Annotated in this window: 17 protein-coding genes; 8 read left to right on the top strand and 9 right to left on the bottom strand. The window is 65.2% G+C overall.

The genetic code is table 11. The features are described from left to right. Position 1 precedes the first annotated feature (1 nt). Both ASC91_RS10250 and ASC91_RS10245 read left to right on the top strand, forming a co-directional pair. Entirely contained in the window at positions 2-1,240 is a 1,239-nt protein-coding gene (locus ASC91_RS10250) for an MFS transporter (protein WP_056196012.1), read from the top strand. 77 nt (positions 1,241-1,317) lie between these two features. After that, the gene (locus tag ASC91_RS10245; RefSeq protein ID WP_056196009.1) at positions 1,318-3,963 is read left to right on the top strand and encodes a TonB-dependent receptor; all 2,646 of its coding nucleotides are present in this window, start codon (positions 1,318-1,320) and stop codon (positions 3,961-3,963) included. Between the two features lie 266 nt (positions 3,964-4,229). Here ASC91_RS10245 and ASC91_RS10240 read toward each other — a convergent pair whose 3' ends face one another. The 7 genes from ASC91_RS10240 to ASC91_RS10210 form a co-directional block, all read right to left on the bottom strand. Then, entirely contained in the window at positions 4,230-5,579 is a 1,350-nt protein-coding gene (locus tag ASC91_RS10240; RefSeq protein ID WP_056196006.1) for an allophanate hydrolase, read from the bottom strand. 41 nt (positions 5,580-5,620) lie between these two features. Further along, positions 5,621-6,382, bottom strand: a complete 762-nt coding sequence (locus ASC91_RS10235) for an ABC transporter ATP-binding protein (RefSeq protein WP_056196003.1) — start codon at positions 6,380-6,382, stop codon at positions 5,621-5,623. Further along, the gene (locus tag ASC91_RS10230; RefSeq protein WP_056196001.1) at positions 6,379-7,170 is read right to left on the bottom strand and encodes an ABC transporter permease; all 792 of its coding nucleotides are present in this window, start codon (positions 7,168-7,170) and stop codon (positions 6,379-6,381) included. Before ASC91_RS10230 ends, ASC91_RS10235 begins: the two co-directional genes overlap by 4 nt. Beyond that, a complete protein-coding gene (locus tag ASC91_RS10225; RefSeq protein ID WP_056195998.1) occupies positions 7,167-7,841 on the bottom strand; it encodes an urea amidolyase associated protein UAAP2 in 675 nt (224 codons plus the stop codon). The genes ASC91_RS10230 and ASC91_RS10225 overlap by 4 nt, the downstream gene beginning before the upstream one ends. Positions 7,842-7,855: 14 nt before the next feature. Continuing rightward, on the bottom strand, positions 7,856-8,665 hold the full coding sequence (locus ASC91_RS10220; protein ID WP_268795248.1) for an urea amidolyase associated protein UAAP1: 810 nt from the start codon (positions 8,663-8,665) through the stop codon (positions 7,856-7,858). Then, positions 8,662-9,651 carry an ABC transporter substrate-binding protein gene (locus ASC91_RS10215; protein WP_056195992.1) on the bottom strand — a complete coding sequence of 330 codons (990 nt, stop codon included), beginning with the start codon at positions 9,649-9,651 and terminating at the stop codon, positions 8,662-8,664. The genes ASC91_RS10220 and ASC91_RS10215 overlap by 4 nt, the downstream gene beginning before the upstream one ends. Positions 9,652-9,759: 108 nt before the next feature. Beyond that, positions 9,760-10,752, bottom strand: coding sequence for a LysR family transcriptional regulator (locus ASC91_RS10210; protein WP_056195989.1), 993 nt, complete (start codon positions 10,750-10,752; stop codon positions 9,760-9,762). Between the two features lie 388 nt (positions 10,753-11,140). On the opposite strand from ASC91_RS10210, the gene ASC91_RS10205 reads away from it, so the two are divergent. Both ASC91_RS10205 and tsaA read left to right on the top strand, forming a co-directional pair. Beyond that, positions 11,141-11,536, top strand: coding sequence for a YciI family protein (locus ASC91_RS10205; RefSeq protein ID WP_056195986.1), 396 nt, complete (start codon positions 11,141-11,143; stop codon positions 11,534-11,536). Positions 11,537-11,566: 30 nt separating this feature from the next. Further along, complete coding sequence (gene tsaA, locus ASC91_RS10200; RefSeq protein ID WP_056195984.1) at positions 11,567-11,974, top strand: tRNA (N6-threonylcarbamoyladenosine(37)-N6)-methyltransferase TrmO; 408 nt, start codon at positions 11,567-11,569, stop codon at positions 11,972-11,974. On the opposite strand, the gene ASC91_RS10195 is transcribed toward tsaA, so the two are convergent. Then, a complete protein-coding gene (locus tag ASC91_RS10195) occupies positions 11,971-12,714 on the bottom strand; it encodes an ankyrin repeat domain-containing protein (protein ID WP_056195982.1) in 744 nt (247 codons plus the stop codon). The genes tsaA and ASC91_RS10195 overlap by 4 nt on opposite strands. A 134-nt stretch (positions 12,715-12,848) precedes the next feature. Between ASC91_RS10195 and ASC91_RS10190 the strand changes: the two genes are divergently transcribed. The 4 genes from ASC91_RS10190 (at position 12,849) to ASC91_RS10175 (ending at position 16,983) form a co-directional block, all read left to right on the top strand. Continuing rightward, a complete protein-coding gene (locus tag ASC91_RS10190) occupies positions 12,849-14,420 on the top strand; it encodes a sodium:proton antiporter (protein WP_056195978.1) in 1,572 nt (523 codons plus the stop codon). Positions 14,421-14,565: 145 nt separating this feature from the next. Next, on the top strand, positions 14,566-15,168 hold the full coding sequence (locus ASC91_RS10185; protein ID WP_056195975.1) for a DUF1326 domain-containing protein: 603 nt from the start codon (positions 14,566-14,568) through the stop codon (positions 15,166-15,168). A 128-nt stretch (positions 15,169-15,296) separates the two neighbouring features. Beyond that, entirely contained in the window at positions 15,297-16,124 is an 828-nt protein-coding gene (locus ASC91_RS10180) for a DUF2182 domain-containing protein (RefSeq protein ID WP_056197200.1), read from the top strand. Then, positions 16,117-16,983: a DMT family transporter gene (locus tag ASC91_RS10175; RefSeq protein ID WP_056195971.1), complete on the top strand. Its 867-nt coding sequence runs from the start codon at positions 16,117-16,119 to the stop codon at positions 16,981-16,983. The genes ASC91_RS10180 and ASC91_RS10175 overlap by 8 nt, the downstream gene beginning before the upstream one ends. Here the strand turns inward: ASC91_RS10175 and ASC91_RS10170 are convergent, their stop codons facing one another. Then, a complete protein-coding gene (locus tag ASC91_RS10170; RefSeq protein WP_056195968.1) occupies positions 16,984-17,499 on the bottom strand; it encodes a hypothetical protein in 516 nt (171 codons plus the stop codon). Between the last annotated feature and the right edge of the window lie 33 nt (positions 17,500-17,532).

The following is a 17,532-nucleotide window of genomic DNA, read 5'->3' as shown; positions in this document are numbered from 1 at the left end:
CATGAAGCACCGCGCGCTGATCGTCGGCTACATCCTGCTGATCTGGTTCGTGATCTCCTTCGTCACCAACCTGATCGGCCCACTGATGCCGATCATCATCCAGGACTTCAAGCTCAGCCTGGCGCTCGCGGGTTTCCTGCCCTTCTCCTTCTTCCTCGCCTACGGCCTGGTCTCGGTGCCCGGCGGCATGCTGGTCGAGGCGCGCGGACCGCGCTTCACCATCCTGATCGCCTTCCTGCTCAACCTCGCCGGGTCGCTGGCCATCGCGATGTGGCCCAGCTACGGCACGGCCATCGCCGGTCTCTTCGTCATCGGCCTGGGCATGGCCCTGCTGCAGGTCGTCATCAATCCGCTGCTGCGCACGGCCGGCGGTGAGGCCCATTTCGCCTTCTTCTCGGTGATGGGGCAACTCGTCTTCGGGCTGGCGTCCTTCCTGAGCCCCTGGGCCTTCCAGCTGCTGATGGAGAGGCCCGGCGCGGCCGGCAGTTCCCTGGTGTGGGTCGCCTTCTACTGGATCTTCACGGCCGGCTTCGTCGCCCTCATCCTCGCCAATCAGACCCTGCCCCTGCCCCGGGTCGAGCTCAAGGACGACGAGCGCGCCGGCGGCTGGGCGGCCTACAAGGAGCTGCTGGCGCGGCGTGATGTGCGCCTCTTCTTCCTGGGCATCCTGGCCTATGTCGGCACCGAGCAGGTGCTGGCCAACTGGATGTCGCAGTTCCTGGCCACCTATCACGGCTTCTCGGCCGCGGCCGAGGGGGCGGACGCCGTCGCCCGCTTCTGGGGCCTGATGTCCGTCGGCTGCCTGCTCGGCCTGGTGCTGCTCAAGCTGCTGGACTCACGCGTCGTGCTGGCCGGCTTCACCGTGCTGGCCATGGGCTGCGTCGGCATCGCGCTGTTCGGCCCGGCGGCCGCCTCGCTGTGGGCCTTCCCGGCCTCGGGCTTTTGCCTGTCGGTGATGTTCTCCATCGTCTTCTCGCTGGGCCTGAACTCCGTACCCCGCCACCACGGCGCCTTCTCGGGCGTGCTGTGCACCGGCATCCTCGGCGGCGCCGTCGTGCCGCTGCTGGTGGGCGTGCTCGGCGACGCCATCGGCCTGCGCGCCGCCATGACCACCGTCTTCCTGACCCTGGCCTACATCCTGAGCGTCAGCGCCTGGGCGAGGCCACTCGTGCGCAACGAGACCATCTCGCTGGCGCAGTTGTTGTCCGGCACTAAACCAAAGCCCAGACCCGGGGCCTGACTTCCCGACTCAAACACGCCGTGGCTTTCGGGCCAGGACGGCGGCCGCCCATACACAGACACAAGGAGCCGAGAGCGATGAGAACGAACCGAGCTGGATACGCCAAGACCGTCACCGCAGCCGCCGTGAGCCTGCTGGCCGGCGCGGCCTTTGCCCAAGAGACGACGACCGCCACGACGGACAAGGGCAACGCCAGGAACGAGCTGCCCACCGTCACCGTCAGCGCGACGCGCGTCAACTCCAACCTGCTGAAGACGCCGGTCGCCGTCACCGCCATCACCCAGGAGGCGCTGAGCCGCGAAGGCATCCACGACGTGCGCGGACTGTCCGGCACCGTGCCCAATCTGCAGATCTCCTCGGGCGCCGACTCCGGCATCCAGATCAACATCCGCGGCGTGGGCTCCACCAACTTCACCGAGATCGGTGACCCCGCGGTCGGCCTGCATGTCGGCGGCCTGTACTCGCCGCGGCCGCAAGGGGCGCTCGCGCTGATGTTCGACCTGGAGCAGGTGGAAGTGCTGCGCGGCCCGCAGGGCACGCTGTTCGGCCGCAACTCCACCGGCGGCAGCGTCAACATCATCCCGGCCAAGCCCGAGTTCGGCTCCACCTACGGCAATGTCGAAGCGGACTTCGGCAACTACCGCAAGCGCCAGGTCAACCTGATCCAGAACATCGCCGTCAACGACAAGTTCGCGCTGCGCGCCACCGTCAGCAAGGTCACGCGCGACGGCTGGATCAACCAGCAGCAGGACTTCTACGACGTCAACCTGCCGGCGCATGGCTTCGTCGCCGATGGCATCCCTGACGTGGACCAGCGCCGCAACACCCTGGTCTCCAAAAGCAAGTACTACTACAACCGCGACGAATGGGCGGCCCGCATCGCCGGCCGGCTCAAGCTGACCGACAACATCGAGTGGTTGGTGGCCTACGAGAAGTTCCAGAACAATGGCGCCGGCGACGTCGCGATGAAGGACTGCGACATGGCAGCCAGCACCGCCTTCGCCTGCACCGGCGGCAAATGGGACGTCAAGATCAACGTGCCGGGCAAGACCGACATGTCCATCGACACGCTGCGCTCCAACCTGGTGTGGAACCTCAGCCCCAGCAGCAGCATCGAATACGGCTTTGCCTTCGCCAACCAGAAGCGCACGCAGCAGTCCGACGATGACGGCGGCTACCACCCCATCGCCAGCCAGGTGACGGCCAGCCTGCCCGTCGGCCCCGACGGCGACTGGGGCACCTGGCCCGTCAGCGACATGACCTCGTTCACGCTCGGCTCGACCTACAAGTCCAGCGTGCACGAACTGCAGTTCAAGCACCACACCGACACGCTGCAGCTCGTCACCGGCCTGTTCTGGATGCACGAGAAGAACGCCATCGACTATGCGCAGGAGCAGCTCGTCACAGCCCCCTATGGCTTTCCGACCAGTCAGTTCTATCACCAGCCCGACCGCCAGATCGACGCCAAGGCCGTCTTCGCCCAGGCCGACTGGAAGTTCACGCCGACCTGGACCGCCACCCTCGGCGCCCGCTACAGCCATGACAAGAAGACCGACAAGAACGGCCAGGTCTTCGGTGGCTGGGACGGCTCCACGCCGGCCTACTACAACGGCTTGTTCCATCCCGGCACGCCCGGCGAGCCGGGCTTTCGCGCCCACAACGGCCGTGACCTGACCGAGAAGATGGGGCCCTTCGCCGGCACCGGCGCCTATGCCGAATGGGGCCCACCGGCCGGCAACGACAACGCCCAGAGCTGGAAGAAGGTCACCTACCGCCTGGGCCTGCAGAAGCAGCTCACGCCGCTGGACATGGTCTACACGTCGCTGTCCACCGGCTACAAGGCCGGCGGCTTCGGCGACAAGGACGACCGCTGCGGCGGCCACGACTGCGTGGACGGCCCCGCCGGCCCGCAATACACCTTCTTCCCCTACAAGCCCGAGACCGTCACCAACTTCGAGATCGGCTACAAGGGCCTGCTGCTGAACAAGCGCCTGAGCCTGTCGGCCACCCTCTTCTTCAGCCGCTACAAGGACATGCAGGTCACGGGCGACAACTTCGCCTCGCGCATCAAGCGCACCGAGCCCTGCCCCGAAGACAACCCGACCTGCGACATCGTCACCAAGTGGCAAACCGTCAACGTCGGCGTCGTCAGCATCCCGGGCATCGAGCTGGAGGTCGACTACAAGCCCTGGCCCGGCGCCCGCCTGGGGGCCTTCTTCAGCTACATCAACAGCAAGATGAAGGACTACCCGTCCTACAGCGACACCTGGAACTGCGGTGTGCGCGAGGAGATGGGCGCACCGCACTGCCCCGAGCCCTACAGCGGCCCCGTCCGCGAGTTCGCCGGCCGCCAGATCCTGGACATCACCGGCAACCACCTGCCCCTGTCGCCCAAGTACAGCTTCGGCATCAACTTCTCACAGAGCTTCATGTTCGGCAAGGGCTGGGAGCTGACGCCCTGGGTCAACCTGAAGTGGCAGGACAAGATGTACTTCACCCTGCTCAACCTGGACAACCCGCACATCTCCGACGGCCAGAAGGCCTTCACCAAGATCGACGCCAGCCTCAAGCTGCAGGCGCCCAAGTACTGGCGCGCCGAGCTCTATGTGCTGAACGCGACCAACAAGATGACGAAGAACGCGGTGCAGGACGGCGGCGGCTTCGTGCGCGCCTACTGGAACGACCCGCGGACCTACGGGATTCGGGTGGGGATCGACTACTGAGGGTCACTCATGCTTGCCGGCGCGGGTTCGGCATTCAGGTGGCTGTCGGCGCTAGGCGATTTGTCGAACGGAGAGCGCGGAAATTCCGTTTTGCAGCGGTTGCCGTCGTTCAACAACCATGCGCCTAGGACTGGTACATGCCGTCATGCAGACATTAGCGGTGAAGGCAGCGGGCGGCGCTCATCTGCTGTCCGATAGAGCCTAACCTGCCCTCCCGACGGGGACGGACGAGCTCACGACTCGCGGCGATGCGCGTTCTGCTGCGCTCAGGTTGCAAACACCTCTGCAACCTGAAGCAGTCTCATGTCATCAGCCCGCTGGCCGACGAACATGATCCCGCTAGGCAACCCGTCTGGTCGGAAGCCGTTTTGCACGGACACTGCAGGCAAACCCAAGAAAGGCGCGAAGTTGGTATACGCACCAAGGCTTGTTGACCCGTAGGCCGGGTCGCGTTCAACGTCGGCGCGAGTGTGAATGGTCGGTGCTGTTGGGATGCAGAGCATGTCTACCTGGGACCAAGTCTGGAGCTCGATCTGGCGCTCTAGCGCTTTGAGTCGATGAAGCATCTTGAAGGCATCCACGGCGGTAAACGAGGCTGCTTTGACCAGAGCGTCGCGAACGACCGGCGTGTAAGACGCGTCCGGATGGCTCGAGATGAAGTCGCCAAGGACCGCAGTGCGTTCCGCCATTGATGGACCGAAGTAGGTCATGTCTGAAATTTCCTTGAACGGCGCGTAGTCGATGACGACTGTGGCGGAACCGAGAGATTGGAGCTTTGCAATGCCTTGCTCGTATGCCGCCCGGGCCTGTTGGTCACCGAGGAAAAAGTCGTCTTGCGAGTCCAGAATTCCGAAGACCGGCGCCGCGAGGGGGAGAGCTCGCGGTGCGAGGTCGACCGAGTAGGGGTCGGCTGGATCGAACGCCGCGGCGACAGTCAAGACGCGCCGAACGTCATCTGCACAGTTGCCGAACACGGACACCGTGTCGAGTGAGCGCGCGCACGGCACGACACCGGAGGCGCTGAGCAGGCCGCTAGAGGGGCGGTAGCCCACGATGTTGTTGAAGCCGGCAGGGATGCGCCCAGAGCCGGCCGTGTCCGTTCCCAGGGAGAACTGCACGATCCCGGAGGAGACGGCGACTGCCGATCCAGAGCTGGAGCCACCGGTGACGTGGTCCGGGCTGTACGGATTGATGGGACTGCCGTAGACAGAGCGCATGCCAGTCAACCCGGTCGCGAACTGGTCCAGATTGCACTTGCCGATCAGCATGGCGCCTGCAGCAAGCAACCGGTCGACGAGGAATGCGTTCTTGGCAGGAACGTATGCGAACTCGGGGCAGCCGGCCGTCGTCGGCGTGCCGGCGACGTCGATGTTGTCCTTCACGGCAAAAGGTACGCCGTACAAAGGCAGTGCAGATCGGGTCGCGGCGGGCAGCTCTGCCAGTTCGGCCGCCCGTTGACGGAGCGCATCTGCTGGCGTCGTTGAGATGAAGATCGGGTTGTCCCGATGAATGTTGAGGCGATGCAGGACTTCGTCGACGATGGTCAGCGGATGAAGATCCCCCGTGACGGCCTTCTGGACGAGAGAACGGATGCTTGGCTCAAGAGATTGGTGCATGGTTGGCTTGATGCTGCAGAAGTTGTTTGTTGGCGTCGGGCTCAGTAGATGACGGCCTCGATCCGCCGCTGCATTTCCAGGAACTCCGGCGAGTAGCGGTCCTTCATTGCGTCGGCACTGGTGTCGGCGTCGATCAAGACTCGTGCTGGGCGGTCGCCAAGAACGATGACCCGGTGGCCAACTTGAAGCGCTTCTTCGATGCTGTGGGTGACCATCACCATCGTCTTGCCCGTCTTGCTCCACAGATCGAGCATCAGGGTGTGCATCCGTCGGCGAAGACTGATGTCCAGTGCGCTGAAGGGCTCATCGAGCAGGAGCACATGCGGATCTGAAACGAGGGCCCGAGCGATGGCGGTGCGCTGCCGCATACCGCCTGAGAGCTGATTCGGAAACCGGTCGGCAGCCTCGGTGAGACCGACGATGCGGAGCATCTCGTCCACCACCTGCTTGCCGTCACGTTTGGCTGCCTTGAACTTCAGGCCGAACTCAACATTCCCGCGCGCGGACAGCCATGGGAACAGGTTGTTCTCCTGGAAGATCATCACGATTTCGGGCGTAGGGCCGTTGAGATACCTCGACTCAAACAGCACGCCACCGCTGTCTCGCCCGACGACGAAGCCACCCAACGACTTCAGCAGCGTCGTCTTGCCGCAGCCCGATGGACCGAGCAGGCACGTAATCTCTCCCTGGCGGATGTTCAGTGAGAAGTCTTGCAGGGGACCGGTCTTGTCCGTGCCAAAGTCAACTGTCAATCGCTCGACTTGGAAAGCGACGGCAGGTTCGGTTCTCTTGAGCACGCTCATACCCTCCACCACAGCACCCGCTGGCCGATGAACTGCAGCAGTCTGTCGACGATGAAGCCGGTGAGGCCGATCACGACCATTCCGAACATCACCAGCTCGTTGTTGAAGAGGTTGCGTCCCATCATGATGATGGCGCCCAGGCCGTCTCGAAGGCCGACCATCTCCGCAACCAGAACCGCCATCCATGCGGCGATGAAGTTGGTACGCAGCAGCATGAAGACCCCGGGAAGGATGGCCGGGAGCGTCACCCAGAGCCAGCATTGAAGCGGCGTCGCGCCGAGGTTGCCTGCAACCGTCTGGAACTCGGGAGGTATGCGCCGAATCTCTGCCAGCGTCGCCAGGGTCAAGATGAAGTAGACGCCCATGAAGACGATGAAGATGGCCGTGATGTCCCCGATGCCGAAGACCACGATGGCCGTTGGAATCCACGCGATGGGCGCGATAGGTGCGAGCAACTGCAAGATCGGGGACAGGCTCCAAGTTGCCACTCGGGACAGGCTCAACAAGGCTCCGGTCAGGATGGCGGCAGCAAAGGCGATCCCCATGCCGACGAAGACTCGCAAGAACGTCGCCATCAGCGACTGCGTGACCGTCGCCGCCTGCGACCCCAGCCCGATGCGGAAGTTGCTCTCGGCGATGCTGCGCAGGAACTGGGAAGGCGGCGGCAAGACGCTGGCCAGTGCGCCGCCACCTGCGCCAGCGGCTTCCCATGCGCCTAGCACCGCAGCGACTGACGCGAGACCGACGACGGCAGGTGCGGCAGCCCGCAACGACTTGCTCGCCATCATGCGGCACCCACAGTATTTGCGGTGGCATCCCAAACGAGGTAGCGAACGGGCGTGGGGTTGTAGCCGTTCGCCGGATTGTTCAACTGAGGGCAGTTTGAGATCAGGACCAGGATGTCCATCTCCGCGCGAAGCTCGATGTACTTGCCCGGCCCGGATATTCCATCCTCATAGGTAAGCCGTCCCGCCGGGGTCATCGGGACGTTCATGAAGAAGTTGATGTTGGAGACGATGTCGCGCTTCGTCAGCCCGGACGGGTGGTCGGCAATGGCGAGCATGAAGTTGTCGCGGCAGCTGTGCATGAAGCGCTTCTCAAGCGAGTAGCGGATCGTGTTGCTCTCGGAGGAGCAGGCCCCGCCGCCGACGGTGTCATGGCGGCCGCAGGTGTCGGCCACGATGGTCAACATGGGCCGACCCTCGCTGGACATGATCTTCGTACCCACGCCCAGGTAGAGGTTCTCCTGTGCCAGCATGGTGTGGAGCAAGCTGTAGCGCTCCTGGATATCGCGGGCGTTGTAGAAGAGCGTGTCGACGGCCTGATTGCCTTCAAGGTCGACGATGCGGAAGAACTGGCCCCTCTTGATTTCGTGAGTCCAGGGCGTGCCGGGAGGATGCTCAAAATCAAAGATGGCGTCGGCCGGGTCAAGGTCGCTCGTAACGATCTGTGCGTTCATGATGGTCGGCCCGTTCAGAGGTAATAGCGTTCGGTATTGATGAACCCGCGCCCGTTCTCGGGCATCGACAGTCGGCATGGGTCGTCCCTGCCAGCAGTGCCTGAACGCCAGCACACCATCTCAACCGCTGCTGGTTCATAGCGAGGGTTCAGATCGAGGCGGTGCTGGCAGGTTGACAGCACGACAAGGGTGTTCATCTCGAAGCGCAAGTCGACGAAGTCGCCTTTGCCGCTATGCCCATCGACAAAACGCATGTCGCCGTTGTCGTTCACGACGACCCGGCTGAAGAAGTTGACGTTGGGCACGACGTCGCGTTTGCCCATGCCCCACTTGCCGAGTTGCGTCAGGACGCCATCCCGTGCGTTGCGATGCATGGCATTGCGGTGCTCCTGATAGCGCTTGGTCCCGTAGCGCTGCTCAACTACTGCAGCGTCCGACATCCCGCCGATGGTGTCGTGCCAGTCGCAGTTCGACTCGGTGAGCGAGCACAACACGCGTCCCATGTCTGAATAGCAGACAAGGCCTTGGCGAAGGAAAGCCGTGCTCTGTTCCTTCAGCGTGTCGGGCATGTTGTAGCGTTCACCACGGTCTTCATAGTTGTAGAAGAGCGCGGACACGTTGGCGCCTGCTGCGAGCGTCGTGATTCGAAGGCTGTTGCCGCGTCGCAGCAGGCCAGACCAGTGCATGCCGCCGGGCATGCGTTCACGCCACAGAGTCAGGTCGGGTTTGAAAGTCGTTGAGTACGTTGGTACGGCGGCACGCGCCAGCGGCGGCAAGCTCTCGAACGTTGTGATTTCGTCGGTAGGCATATCAGCGTCGCTCATTGCTTCTCAAGCGCCTTGATCGTGTCGAGGCGGAAGATGTCTGCGGCTTTGGTTGTCCCCTTGACGTAGCCCAGCTTGGTCAGTTCGTCGACGACGCTCTGGATCACGGCGACATCGGGAGTGAAGGACACAGGCGCTGGCGCGGTCTTCAGCGCTTGCAGCAGGACCTTGGGATCTACGCGGTAGTAGTTGCCCTTGGCGAGGTAGTCAGCTGCCTTTTCGGGCTGCTTGTTGATAGTCGCCGCGCCACAGATCAAGCCCTGTAGATAGGCCTGAACCACCTGCGGCCGGTCCTTGAGCGTCTTCTCGAGGACGCTGACCACCGAGTTCGGCGTCGTGGTCGAGTACGTCTTGGCGTTCGAGGTCAGCACCACCGCGCCCTTGCTCACAACCATGTCGGTTGTGTAGGGCTTGATGTGACTCAAGAGATCGACTTGGCCGCTTCGGAAGGTCTCGACCATCGCCATCAGGTCGTTGAAGTACACCAGCTCGACGTCCTTCTCAGAAATCGACAGGCGTGCGAAATCACGCTTGAGGATCAACTCGAGGGTGTCTCCTTGGAGCGTTGCGATCTTGAGCTTCGGCTTGCCCGACTTCGTGTACGCCTTGATGTCATCGATGGTTTTGAAGCCGAGCTTGCCTTGAGCCACTACCTCGACCGCACCCCAGCCACCGGCGGCGGAGATGACGCGAATTGGCACGCCGCTGTTGGCCGCGAAGAATGGCAGCGTGAAGGGGTTCGTGCTGAAGTCGATGGCGCCACCCGCGAGCGCAGCATTGTTGTCGCCCGGGTTGGCGAAGAACACAGTCTCGACATCAAGTCCCTGCTGTGCGAAACACCCGCTTTCCTTGGCGACAAACAGTGGCGCCAAGTCGATGGCGACGAGGTGGCCGGCCTTGACTTTGGTCAGGGGCTTGTCGGCCGCCATAGCGGCGCCTGAGATTGCAAGCGCAGCCGCGCAAACCGTGACGACGTACGTCTTCATCTTGAGTCCTTCTGTGCCAGACGCCCCTCGCGAATTGCTCGGGACGCGTCATGGAATGGACTCTATGGACGCCTTCGGTTCGGGAAAATCGTCGCGAATCGAAGTAACTTACGCAGCGATCGAAGTGAACGGCTGATGCACCTCAGCGGTGCCCACATCCTGCACCTTCGCGGCGCGCAGGCAGCTCAAGAAAGTGTGCAGTGCCGGTGGTGGCCGGACTTGGTCAGCGCGCGTTGCTATTGAGAAATGCGTATCGCGATACAGCTCGTTCGCCAGAAGCACCACCAGCTCGCCGGAATCTATCCATGGCTTCACGTAGTGCAATGGCAGAAAACCGATGCACCCGCCGGTGAGGATCATCAGAGCCGCAGCCTCGATGTGGCTGAAGCTCGACACCATCGTCTCTCCGCCAGGGCTCGCGTAAGGGAACTCGTTCGTGCCTAAGAACGAGCGCAGCACCTTGTGGCAAGACGGTATCGCGTTGGCGAGCTCCGCCTGATCTTCGATGCGTGCCAGGTGGTGGTCGCGGTGGCAGACCAGCACGTCGCGCTGCAGATACAACGGCTCGTACGCCAAGCCCGGCAGCCGGCTGTAGAACACTCCGACGGCGACGTCGATGCGGTGGTCCTGCAAGCCGCGCTCGAGCTCTTGCGGCGAAAGCACCTCGAACAGGAGCCTTGCATGGTTGCGTGGCTGTCTACGGAAGTGATCGACAGCCGGCCTAAACGGTGATCCGGGGTCCGAGATGATGTTGTCTATAAAGCCGATCCGCAGTTGTCCGTTCATGCCGCCGCGAAGCTCGCTAGCTTGCATCTCAAAGCTTTGAACCGACTGGAAGAGTTCGATAACTAGACGGTAAAGGGCTTCGCCTTTCTCCGTGAGTTTGAATCCCCCGCGGCCGCGATGACACACGACGTAGCACAGCCGTGTCTCCAATTGCGACATCTGCGCGCTGATCGTTGAGGCGCCCACGTTGAGAATGGCCTGGGCGTTCGCAAACCCGCCGGCCTCAACCACAGCGCGAAATACTCTGAGAAGCCGAACGTCAATATCGCTGACGACCACCGCACACTCCAGTTGCTCCTTCCACAGCTTCCGCAAGGTCGATGCCAGGAAAGCCGAGGCAGCATTGCTTCCGGAAGGTGCAAAGGCGCGGAGTTGGGGCGCGCATGCACGCTTGAGGGCCGGAGTCGCACCAAGATGCACCTCGAATGGCTCTCAGACCCGAGGCAACCGGCCAACGACCATCAGCCTGCGATCCGTTCAAACTCCCTGGCTACCGTTTTCCTGCGGTGCAACACCCGTCCCGGGACGACCGCTCACGACGGCAACGGCCATCGGGCCACCAAAATTGAATGACGGCAGCCAGCCTGAAGCTGCCTATCGGAGGCTTCAGCGGTCGATGCAAAGGCCGTGGCGCGGGAGGTCTGGCTCCTCAACTCGGCCTCCACAGAACGCTCCACGGACCACCTGCATTTACCATCCACCCATGAACCAACCGCAGCACGAATACCTCGTTGTGTCGCGCGGCCAGTGGGACGAAAAAGCGTCTCGCGAGGACGTCCAGCGCGCCATCGATCAGTTCTACGCCTGGTACGAGGGCCATCTCGCGGCGGGGCGGATGATGCCCGGCAGCCGGTTGGCGCCCGAAGGCAAGCTCGTTGCCCATGGGCTGGTCACCGACGGCCCCTTCGCGGAGACCAAGGAGATCGTCGGCGGCTACTGGTTCATCGTCGCCACGAGCCTGGAGGAAGCGGCCGAACTCGCCGCGCAGAACCCCTGCCTGGCCTTCGGTCTGACGCTGGAGATCCGCCCCCTCGACGCCGAGCGGGCGCGGGCGACGGACATCACCAACGAAACGCCGCCGCCGTGGCGTCAGCGTTGAGGCTTGGCGCCGCGCCGTCGCGCAGAACAGATGTTCGTCCTCCAACCCATCGGCCATGTGCGCTCACCGCTGACGAGCCGGGAGCAGGCGCCCAAGCAAGGCGATGAAGGCGCCCCCACGGCGTGGCTGGAGTTCCTGCCCGCTTTCGAGGCGGGCCTGCGCGACCTGCAGGTCGGTGACGACATCCTGCTGCTGACCTGGCTGGACCGCGGCCAGCGCGAGACCTTGAGCGTGCATCCACGCGACGACCTGAACGCCCCGCTGCGCGGCGTGTTCAGCACCCGCTCGCAGGACCGGCCCAACCCGGTGGGGCTGCACCGCGTCACGCTGGTCGAGAAAGACGGCCCGCTTCGCTACCAGGCACTCCATCTCGAAGCGTTCGACGGCACGCCGATCATCGATGTCAAGCCGGTGCTGGATCGGCTGCGGGAGCGCTAGCGCAGATACCGGTTCGGCAGATTGCCCAGCCGCGGCGCGGGCCGCCCCAGGGCCGCGAGCAGTTCGACGATGTTGGCGTAGGTATCGGCCTCGGTGCGCTGCATCTGCGGCAGCAGGCCGAGTTGGGCGTAGGACAGCGGCGTCACGTCGTAGCAGACCGTCTCCCAGTCGAAGCCGCGGCCCCAGGTGATGCCTCGCACTCGCACATCAGCCCGCGCGCCAGCCGTCAGCAGCAGGCGCATGACGGGCGCCGAACGGTTGGCATTCGAGTTCACGGCGTGGAAGAGCGGCGTCTGGCCGTTCAGCCCGTCGGCGTCGACATCGGCCGCGGCGTTCGGGTCTGCGCCCAGTGCCAACAGCCGCTCGGCGACGGCCGCGTGGCCGTACTCCGCCGCCACGTGCAGCAGCGTGGCGCCGTCAAGCGGCGTGAAGGTGCAGGGCATCTGCGTGCGGTGCCGCAGCAACGCTGGATTGGTCGCCGCGGCGGTGGCCAGCGCGTCGGCGTCGTTGAGCAGCACGGGCGTCAGGTGCGGGTCGTCCAGCACGGCGCCACGTTCCAGCAGCAACCGAAGGCAGGTGGCAAACCGGTCCGAACGAAAGTACATCTCGATCAGATGGTTGACCACCGTCTTGCCGCCGATGCTTGAACTCGCATCGAAGCCGGCATCGAGGACGGCCCGGATGTCTTCAACGTCGTGCGTTTCAAAGGCGGTGAGCAGACGCTCGGAGATGCCGGTCATGACTTGCTTTCGGTAAGCAACCGGCGCGCCTTCATGGCGCGGCCTGGGGACTGGGTGTTGGGAAGCGATGCTACGACCGTAGGCCTGCCGGTCCCGCCTTCCTTTGCCAGGGCGAGGTCGCCATACTCCGGCCGGTGCAGGAACTTGAACAAATCCTGATCATCTTCATCGCCGCCGTGGCACTGGCTGCCGCCGCGCGGCGTGCGGGCGCGCCCTACCCGGTGTTCCTGGCCATTGGCGGCGCGCTGCTGGCCCTGGTGCCGGGTGCACCCAGCCCCAGCCTGCCGCCCGAACTGGTGCTGGCCCTGTTCGTCGCGCCGGTTCTCGTTGACGCTGGTTACGACGCGTCATTGCGGGACCTCAGAGACAACTGGGCGCCTCTGGTCAGCCTCGTGATCTTCGCGGTGGGCCTGACGACGGCCGCAGTGGCCATGGTGGCTCACGCCCTCGTGCCGGGCCTGCCATGGGCCGCGGCCGTGGCGCTGGGCGCCATCGTCGCGCCGCCCGATGCGGTGGCGGCCACTGCGGTGCTGCGGCCGCTGCGCCCGCCGCAGCGCATCCTGGGCATCCTCGAAGGCGAGAGCCTGCTCAACGACGCCAGCGCCCTGCTGATCTACCGCCTGGCCGTCGGTGCAGTGGCGGCCGGCGGCTTCTCGGTGCAGGCGGTGGCGCCGACCTTCCTGCTGGCCGTGCTGGGCAGCCTGATCGCGGGGCCTGCGCTGGGCTGGCTGGTGCAGCGCATGTTCGAGCATGTGCAGCACATTCCCACGGCCATCATCCTGCAGTTCATTGGCACCATCAGCGTGTGGCAGTTGGCGGAGCATGTCGGGCTGTCGGGCGTGCTGACCACGGTCTGCTTCGCCATGACGCTGGCGCGCATGGCACCGGCGCGCATCCCTGCCCGTGTTCGCATCCCCACCAACGCGGTCTGGGCCACGGTGGTGTTCGCGCTGAACATTTTTGCGTTCATCTTCATCGGGTTGCAGATCCGCCCCATCCTGATGGCGCTGGAGCCGTCGGCGCGAACGCAATACCTGCTGGTGGCCGCCGCCGTGCTGGTTACCGTCATCGTCGTGCGCGTCGCCTGGCACATGTCCTTCAACGCCGCGATCCGCTGGCGTGACCACCGCCACGGCTTCAATCCGCCGCGGCCCATGCTGAGGCCCAGCGTGGGCAGCGGGCTGGTGATCTCCTGGGCGGGCATGCGCGGCATCGTCACGCTGGCAGCGGCGCTGGCGCTGCCCGAAGGCTTTCCGGCCCGCAACCTGATCGTGCTGACGGCCTTTCTCGTGGTGCTGGGCACGCTGCTGATCCAGGGGCTGACACTGAAGCCTTTGCTGCGCGCGCTCAATCTGAAGGACGGCGACCCGGTGGCGCACGAAGAGCATGCCGCGCGCCAGCGCATGCTGGAGGCCGCCTTTGAGCAACTTCCCGCAGACGGCTCCCCCGCCGTGAGCCTGGTGCGCAAGAACCTGAAGATGCACCTGGGCCGGCCGCTGCATGAAAGCGGCAGCCCATTCGCTTCATTCGGTGCCGAGTACGACAACAGCTACCGCGCCGCGCTGCAGGCGGCCCGGCAGGTGCTGCTGGCCATGCGCGACGCCGGCGACATCGGCGACGACGCCTTCCACACGCTGGAGAACGATCTCGACTGGCTGGAGGTGTCGGACCCGCTGCGGGCGGCGAATGCCGATGCGACGGAGTAGATGCGACGAAGTAGGGGTGATCGATTGAGGATGCCGTCTTCAACGAACCTGGACTCGACCCGGCACCGCGGCGTAGGATGATTTTTGCCTTGCCGGCCGAGCCACGGCGACAAGTTCATTGTGTTTGGCTTTGACGGAGAGTCATATGGGCTATCACTTGGAAGGTCGTCTGCTGGAGGTTTGCAACTGCAACGTGCTGTGTCCCTGCTGGATCGGCGAGGATCCAGACAACGGCACCTGCGACACCATCGTCGCCTGGCGCATCGACAAGGGCGTGATCGACGGCGTGGACGTCGGCGGCAACACCATCGCGGCCGTGGCCCATGTCCCCGGCAACATCCTCAAAGGCAACTGGACCGCCGCAATCTTTGTCGACGACAAGGCCTCGGCGGCGCAGGAGGCGGCCCTGCTCAAGGTCTACACGGGCCAGGCCGGCGGGCCGGTCGCCGATCTCGCTGCCCTCATTGGCACGGTGGTGTCGGTCGAGCGGGCCCCCATCAAGTTCACCGTGGAAGACGGTAAGGGCATCCTCGAGATCGGCACGAATTACTACGCCGAACTCGAGCCCTATCGCGGTGCGATGGGTGGGCTGACGACCTTGTCAGACACCGTGTTCTCGACGGTGCCGGGTGCGCCGGTGTTCGTCGGCAAGGCGCCTACCTATCGCTCCAAGAACCCGGCGCTGGGCATCGATCTCGATCTCAAGAACCACAACGCGCTGCAGAGCACCTTCGTCTTCGACGCATGAGCGCCGCGCCGGGCCGTCCCAAGCAAGCTCGTGAGCCCGGACATGGGATGCCCTGTGGGCATCCCATGCCTGGCGAACGCCTGGCCGCGCTGTCGGCCAGGCAAGGCCGCAGGCCGAAGGGTGCACCATTGAGCGCCGCTGGCGGCGCCGTAGCGGCGGATCCGCCAGCCGGCGATTCCCGTCATCGCCGCGTGTTCCTCGTCGTGCTGAGTGCGCTGGCCGGCCTCGCCTGGCTGGCGCTGTGGGCCTGGGCGGGCAGCCCTTATGGGCGCTACCTCGAACACGGCGACTGGACGGCCTCCGGCCCGGCCGCCTTCGTCTGCCGGGCGATCCCCGGCGGCGACGTCATCGTGCCCGCGCTGCTCTACAGCGCCGCGTGGATCCTGATGACCACGGCCATGATGCTGCCGACCACCCTGCCCCTGTTCAATGCCTTCGACCGGTTGACGGCGCGGCGGGCGGACCACCGCCGGCTGCTCCTGCTGCTGGGCCTGGGCTATATGGCGGTGTGGGGCGGCTTCGGGCTCGTGGCCCATGTGCTGCACGCGGGGCTGCTGGCGCTCGTCAACGGCGTGCCCCTGCTGGCCTGGCATGGCTGGCTGATCGGCACGGCCATCATCGCCTTGGCCGGGGTCTTCCAGTTCAGCAGCCTCAAGCACCGCTGCCTGGAGAAGTGCCGCACCCCCTTGAGCTTCGTCATGCAGCATTGGCGCGGCCACGCCGAGGCGCGGCACGCGTTCATGCTGGGCGCCCACCACGGCCTGTTCTGTGTCGGCTGCTGCTGGGCATTGATGCTGCTGATGTTTGCGCTCGGCACCGGCAGCCTCGGCTGGATGCTGTTGCTGGCCGCGGTCATGGCGGTTGAGAAGAATGTCCGTTGGGGCCACCGGCTGAGCACGCCGCTGGGCGTCGCGCTGCTGGGCTGGGCCGCGGTCCTGGTGGGGGTCCATGTCTGAGTCGCGCGCCGGCCTGCCCCTGCTGAAGACCTTGGCCCTGACCACGACGGCGATGCTGGCCTTCGCGGCGAATTCGCTGCTTTGCCGGCTCGCCCTGCGGCAGGATCTCATCGATGCGGCCAGCTTCGGCAGCATCAGGCTGGCCGCCGGGGCGGTCACGCTCGCGGCCATCGTGCGGCTCAGGCCCGGCCAGGCCGCCGCCACGCATTCCGACTGGCTCGCCGCGGCCATGCTGTTCGCCTACGTCGCCTTCTTCTCCTTCGCCTACCTCAGCCTGTCAGCGGGCACGGGCGCCCTGATCCTGTTCGGCGCGGTCCAGGTGACGATGTTCAGCGCCGGGCTGCGCTCGGGCGAGAGGTTCCGGCCCCTGGCCTGGTTCGGCCTCGCTCTGGCCGTGGCGGGGCTGGTCTATCTGGTGTCACCCGGCGTGGCGGCGCCACCGGTCCTCGGCGCGGCCATGATGGCGGCAGCGGGCCTGGCCTGGGGCCTGTACTCGCTGCGCGGCCGCGGCGTGAGCGACCCGTTGGCGGCAACAGCGGGCAACTTCCTGCGCGCCACGCCACTCGCTCTGCTGGTGAGCCTGCTGTTCGCAGCCCAGGCGCGCGCCAGCACCACCGGTATCGCCCTGGCCGTCGCCTCGGGCGCCGTCACGTCCGGCATCGGCTATGTCATCTGGTACGCCGCGCTGCGCGGGCTGTCCGCGCTGCGGGCCGCGACCGTGCAGCTGTCGGTGCCGCTGATTGCCGCATTCGGCGGCGTGGCGCTGCTGTCGGAGGCCGTCACCCCGCGCCTGCTGCTGGCCTCGGCGGCCATCCTCGGCGGCATTGCGCTGGTGCTGGCCAGCAAGTCGCGGCGCTGATCACGGGCAGCGCAGGAAGACGCCCTGCACGGTGCATGAACCGCGCGGTCCGACAAGGGTGGGGCCGACCCGCGTCAGCGTCGAGCCATCGCTGGCCAGGCAGGTGGCGGCATTGCACTGGGTCACGGTGACCGGCGCTTGCGGACGCGGCAAGGCCACGGGCGGCACGGTTGGCATGGGCACCCGGGGCGCCACCACGCCAGGCCGTGCGGGCGCGGTCGGCACCACCCAGCTGTGCTGCGAGGGCGGCGGCGAGGTGGTGAGCCCGCCAAGGCAGGCATCCGCCACGCGCTTGCGCAGCGGCTGCAGACGCACGGCCACCGAGTGCTGGCGCTGCTGATCGGACAAGCTGGTCGATGAAGCGGCAGCGGCCGCCGCGATGGCCTCCTCCGCTTCGTCCAGCGCATTCAGCGCGATGCGGCAGGCCGCTGATCTGGGCAGCTCCTCGGCCTGAGCAGCGCCGACCATCCCGCAAAAGGTGGCGGCGAGCAGAAGGACGGCGAAGCGTGCAGTCATGGCCTGGCAATCTTGCGCCATTCTTCGCAGGGG

Origin of the sequence: Pelomonas sp. Root1237, assembly GCF_001425055.1 — a bacterium.
In the GTDB taxonomy this organism is placed as follows: domain Bacteria; phylum Pseudomonadota; class Gammaproteobacteria; order Burkholderiales; family Burkholderiaceae_C; genus Pelomonas.
This window is presented reverse-complemented; position numbering and strand designations above follow the sequence as displayed.

Coding starts and splice junctions, on each gene's coding strand:
- ASC91_RS10250 (WP_056196012.1), top strand. CDS start 2: ATGAAGCACCGCGCGCTGATCGTCGGCTACATCCTGCTGATCTGGTTC.
- ASC91_RS10245 (WP_056196009.1), top strand. CDS start 1,318: ATGAGAACGAACCGAGCTGGATACGCCAAGACCGTCACCGCAGCCGCC.
- ASC91_RS10240 (WP_056196006.1), bottom strand. CDS start 5,579: ATGCACCAATCTCTTGAGCCAAGCATCCGTTCTCTCGTCCAGAAGGCC.
- ASC91_RS10235 (WP_056196003.1), bottom strand. CDS start 6,382: ATGAGCGTGCTCAAGAGAACCGAACCTGCCGTCGCTTTCCAAGTCGAG.
- ASC91_RS10230 (WP_056196001.1), bottom strand. CDS start 7,170: ATGATGGCGAGCAAGTCGTTGCGGGCTGCCGCACCTGCCGTCGTCGGT.
- ASC91_RS10225 (WP_056195998.1), bottom strand. CDS start 7,841: ATGAACGCACAGATCGTTACGAGCGACCTTGACCCGGCCGACGCCATC.
- ASC91_RS10220 (WP_268795248.1), bottom strand. CDS start 8,665: ATGAGCGACGCTGATATGCCTACCGACGAAATCACAACGTTCGAGAGC.
- ASC91_RS10215 (WP_056195992.1), bottom strand. CDS start 9,651: ATGAAGACGTACGTCGTCACGGTTTGCGCGGCTGCGCTTGCAATCTCA.
- ASC91_RS10205 (WP_056195986.1), top strand. CDS start 11,141: ATGAACCAACCGCAGCACGAATACCTCGTTGTGTCGCGCGGCCAGTGG.
- tsaA (WP_056195984.1), top strand. CDS start 11,567: ATGTTCGTCCTCCAACCCATCGGCCATGTGCGCTCACCGCTGACGAGC.
- ASC91_RS10195 (WP_056195982.1), bottom strand. CDS start 12,714: ATGACCGGCATCTCCGAGCGTCTGCTCACCGCCTTTGAAACGCACGAC.
- ASC91_RS10185 (WP_056195975.1), top strand. CDS start 14,566: ATGGGCTATCACTTGGAAGGTCGTCTGCTGGAGGTTTGCAACTGCAAC.
- ASC91_RS10175 (WP_056195971.1), top strand. CDS start 16,117: ATGTCTGAGTCGCGCGCCGGCCTGCCCCTGCTGAAGACCTTGGCCCTG.
- ASC91_RS10170 (WP_056195968.1), bottom strand. CDS start 17,499: ATGACTGCACGCTTCGCCGTCCTTCTGCTCGCCGCCACCTTTTGCGGG.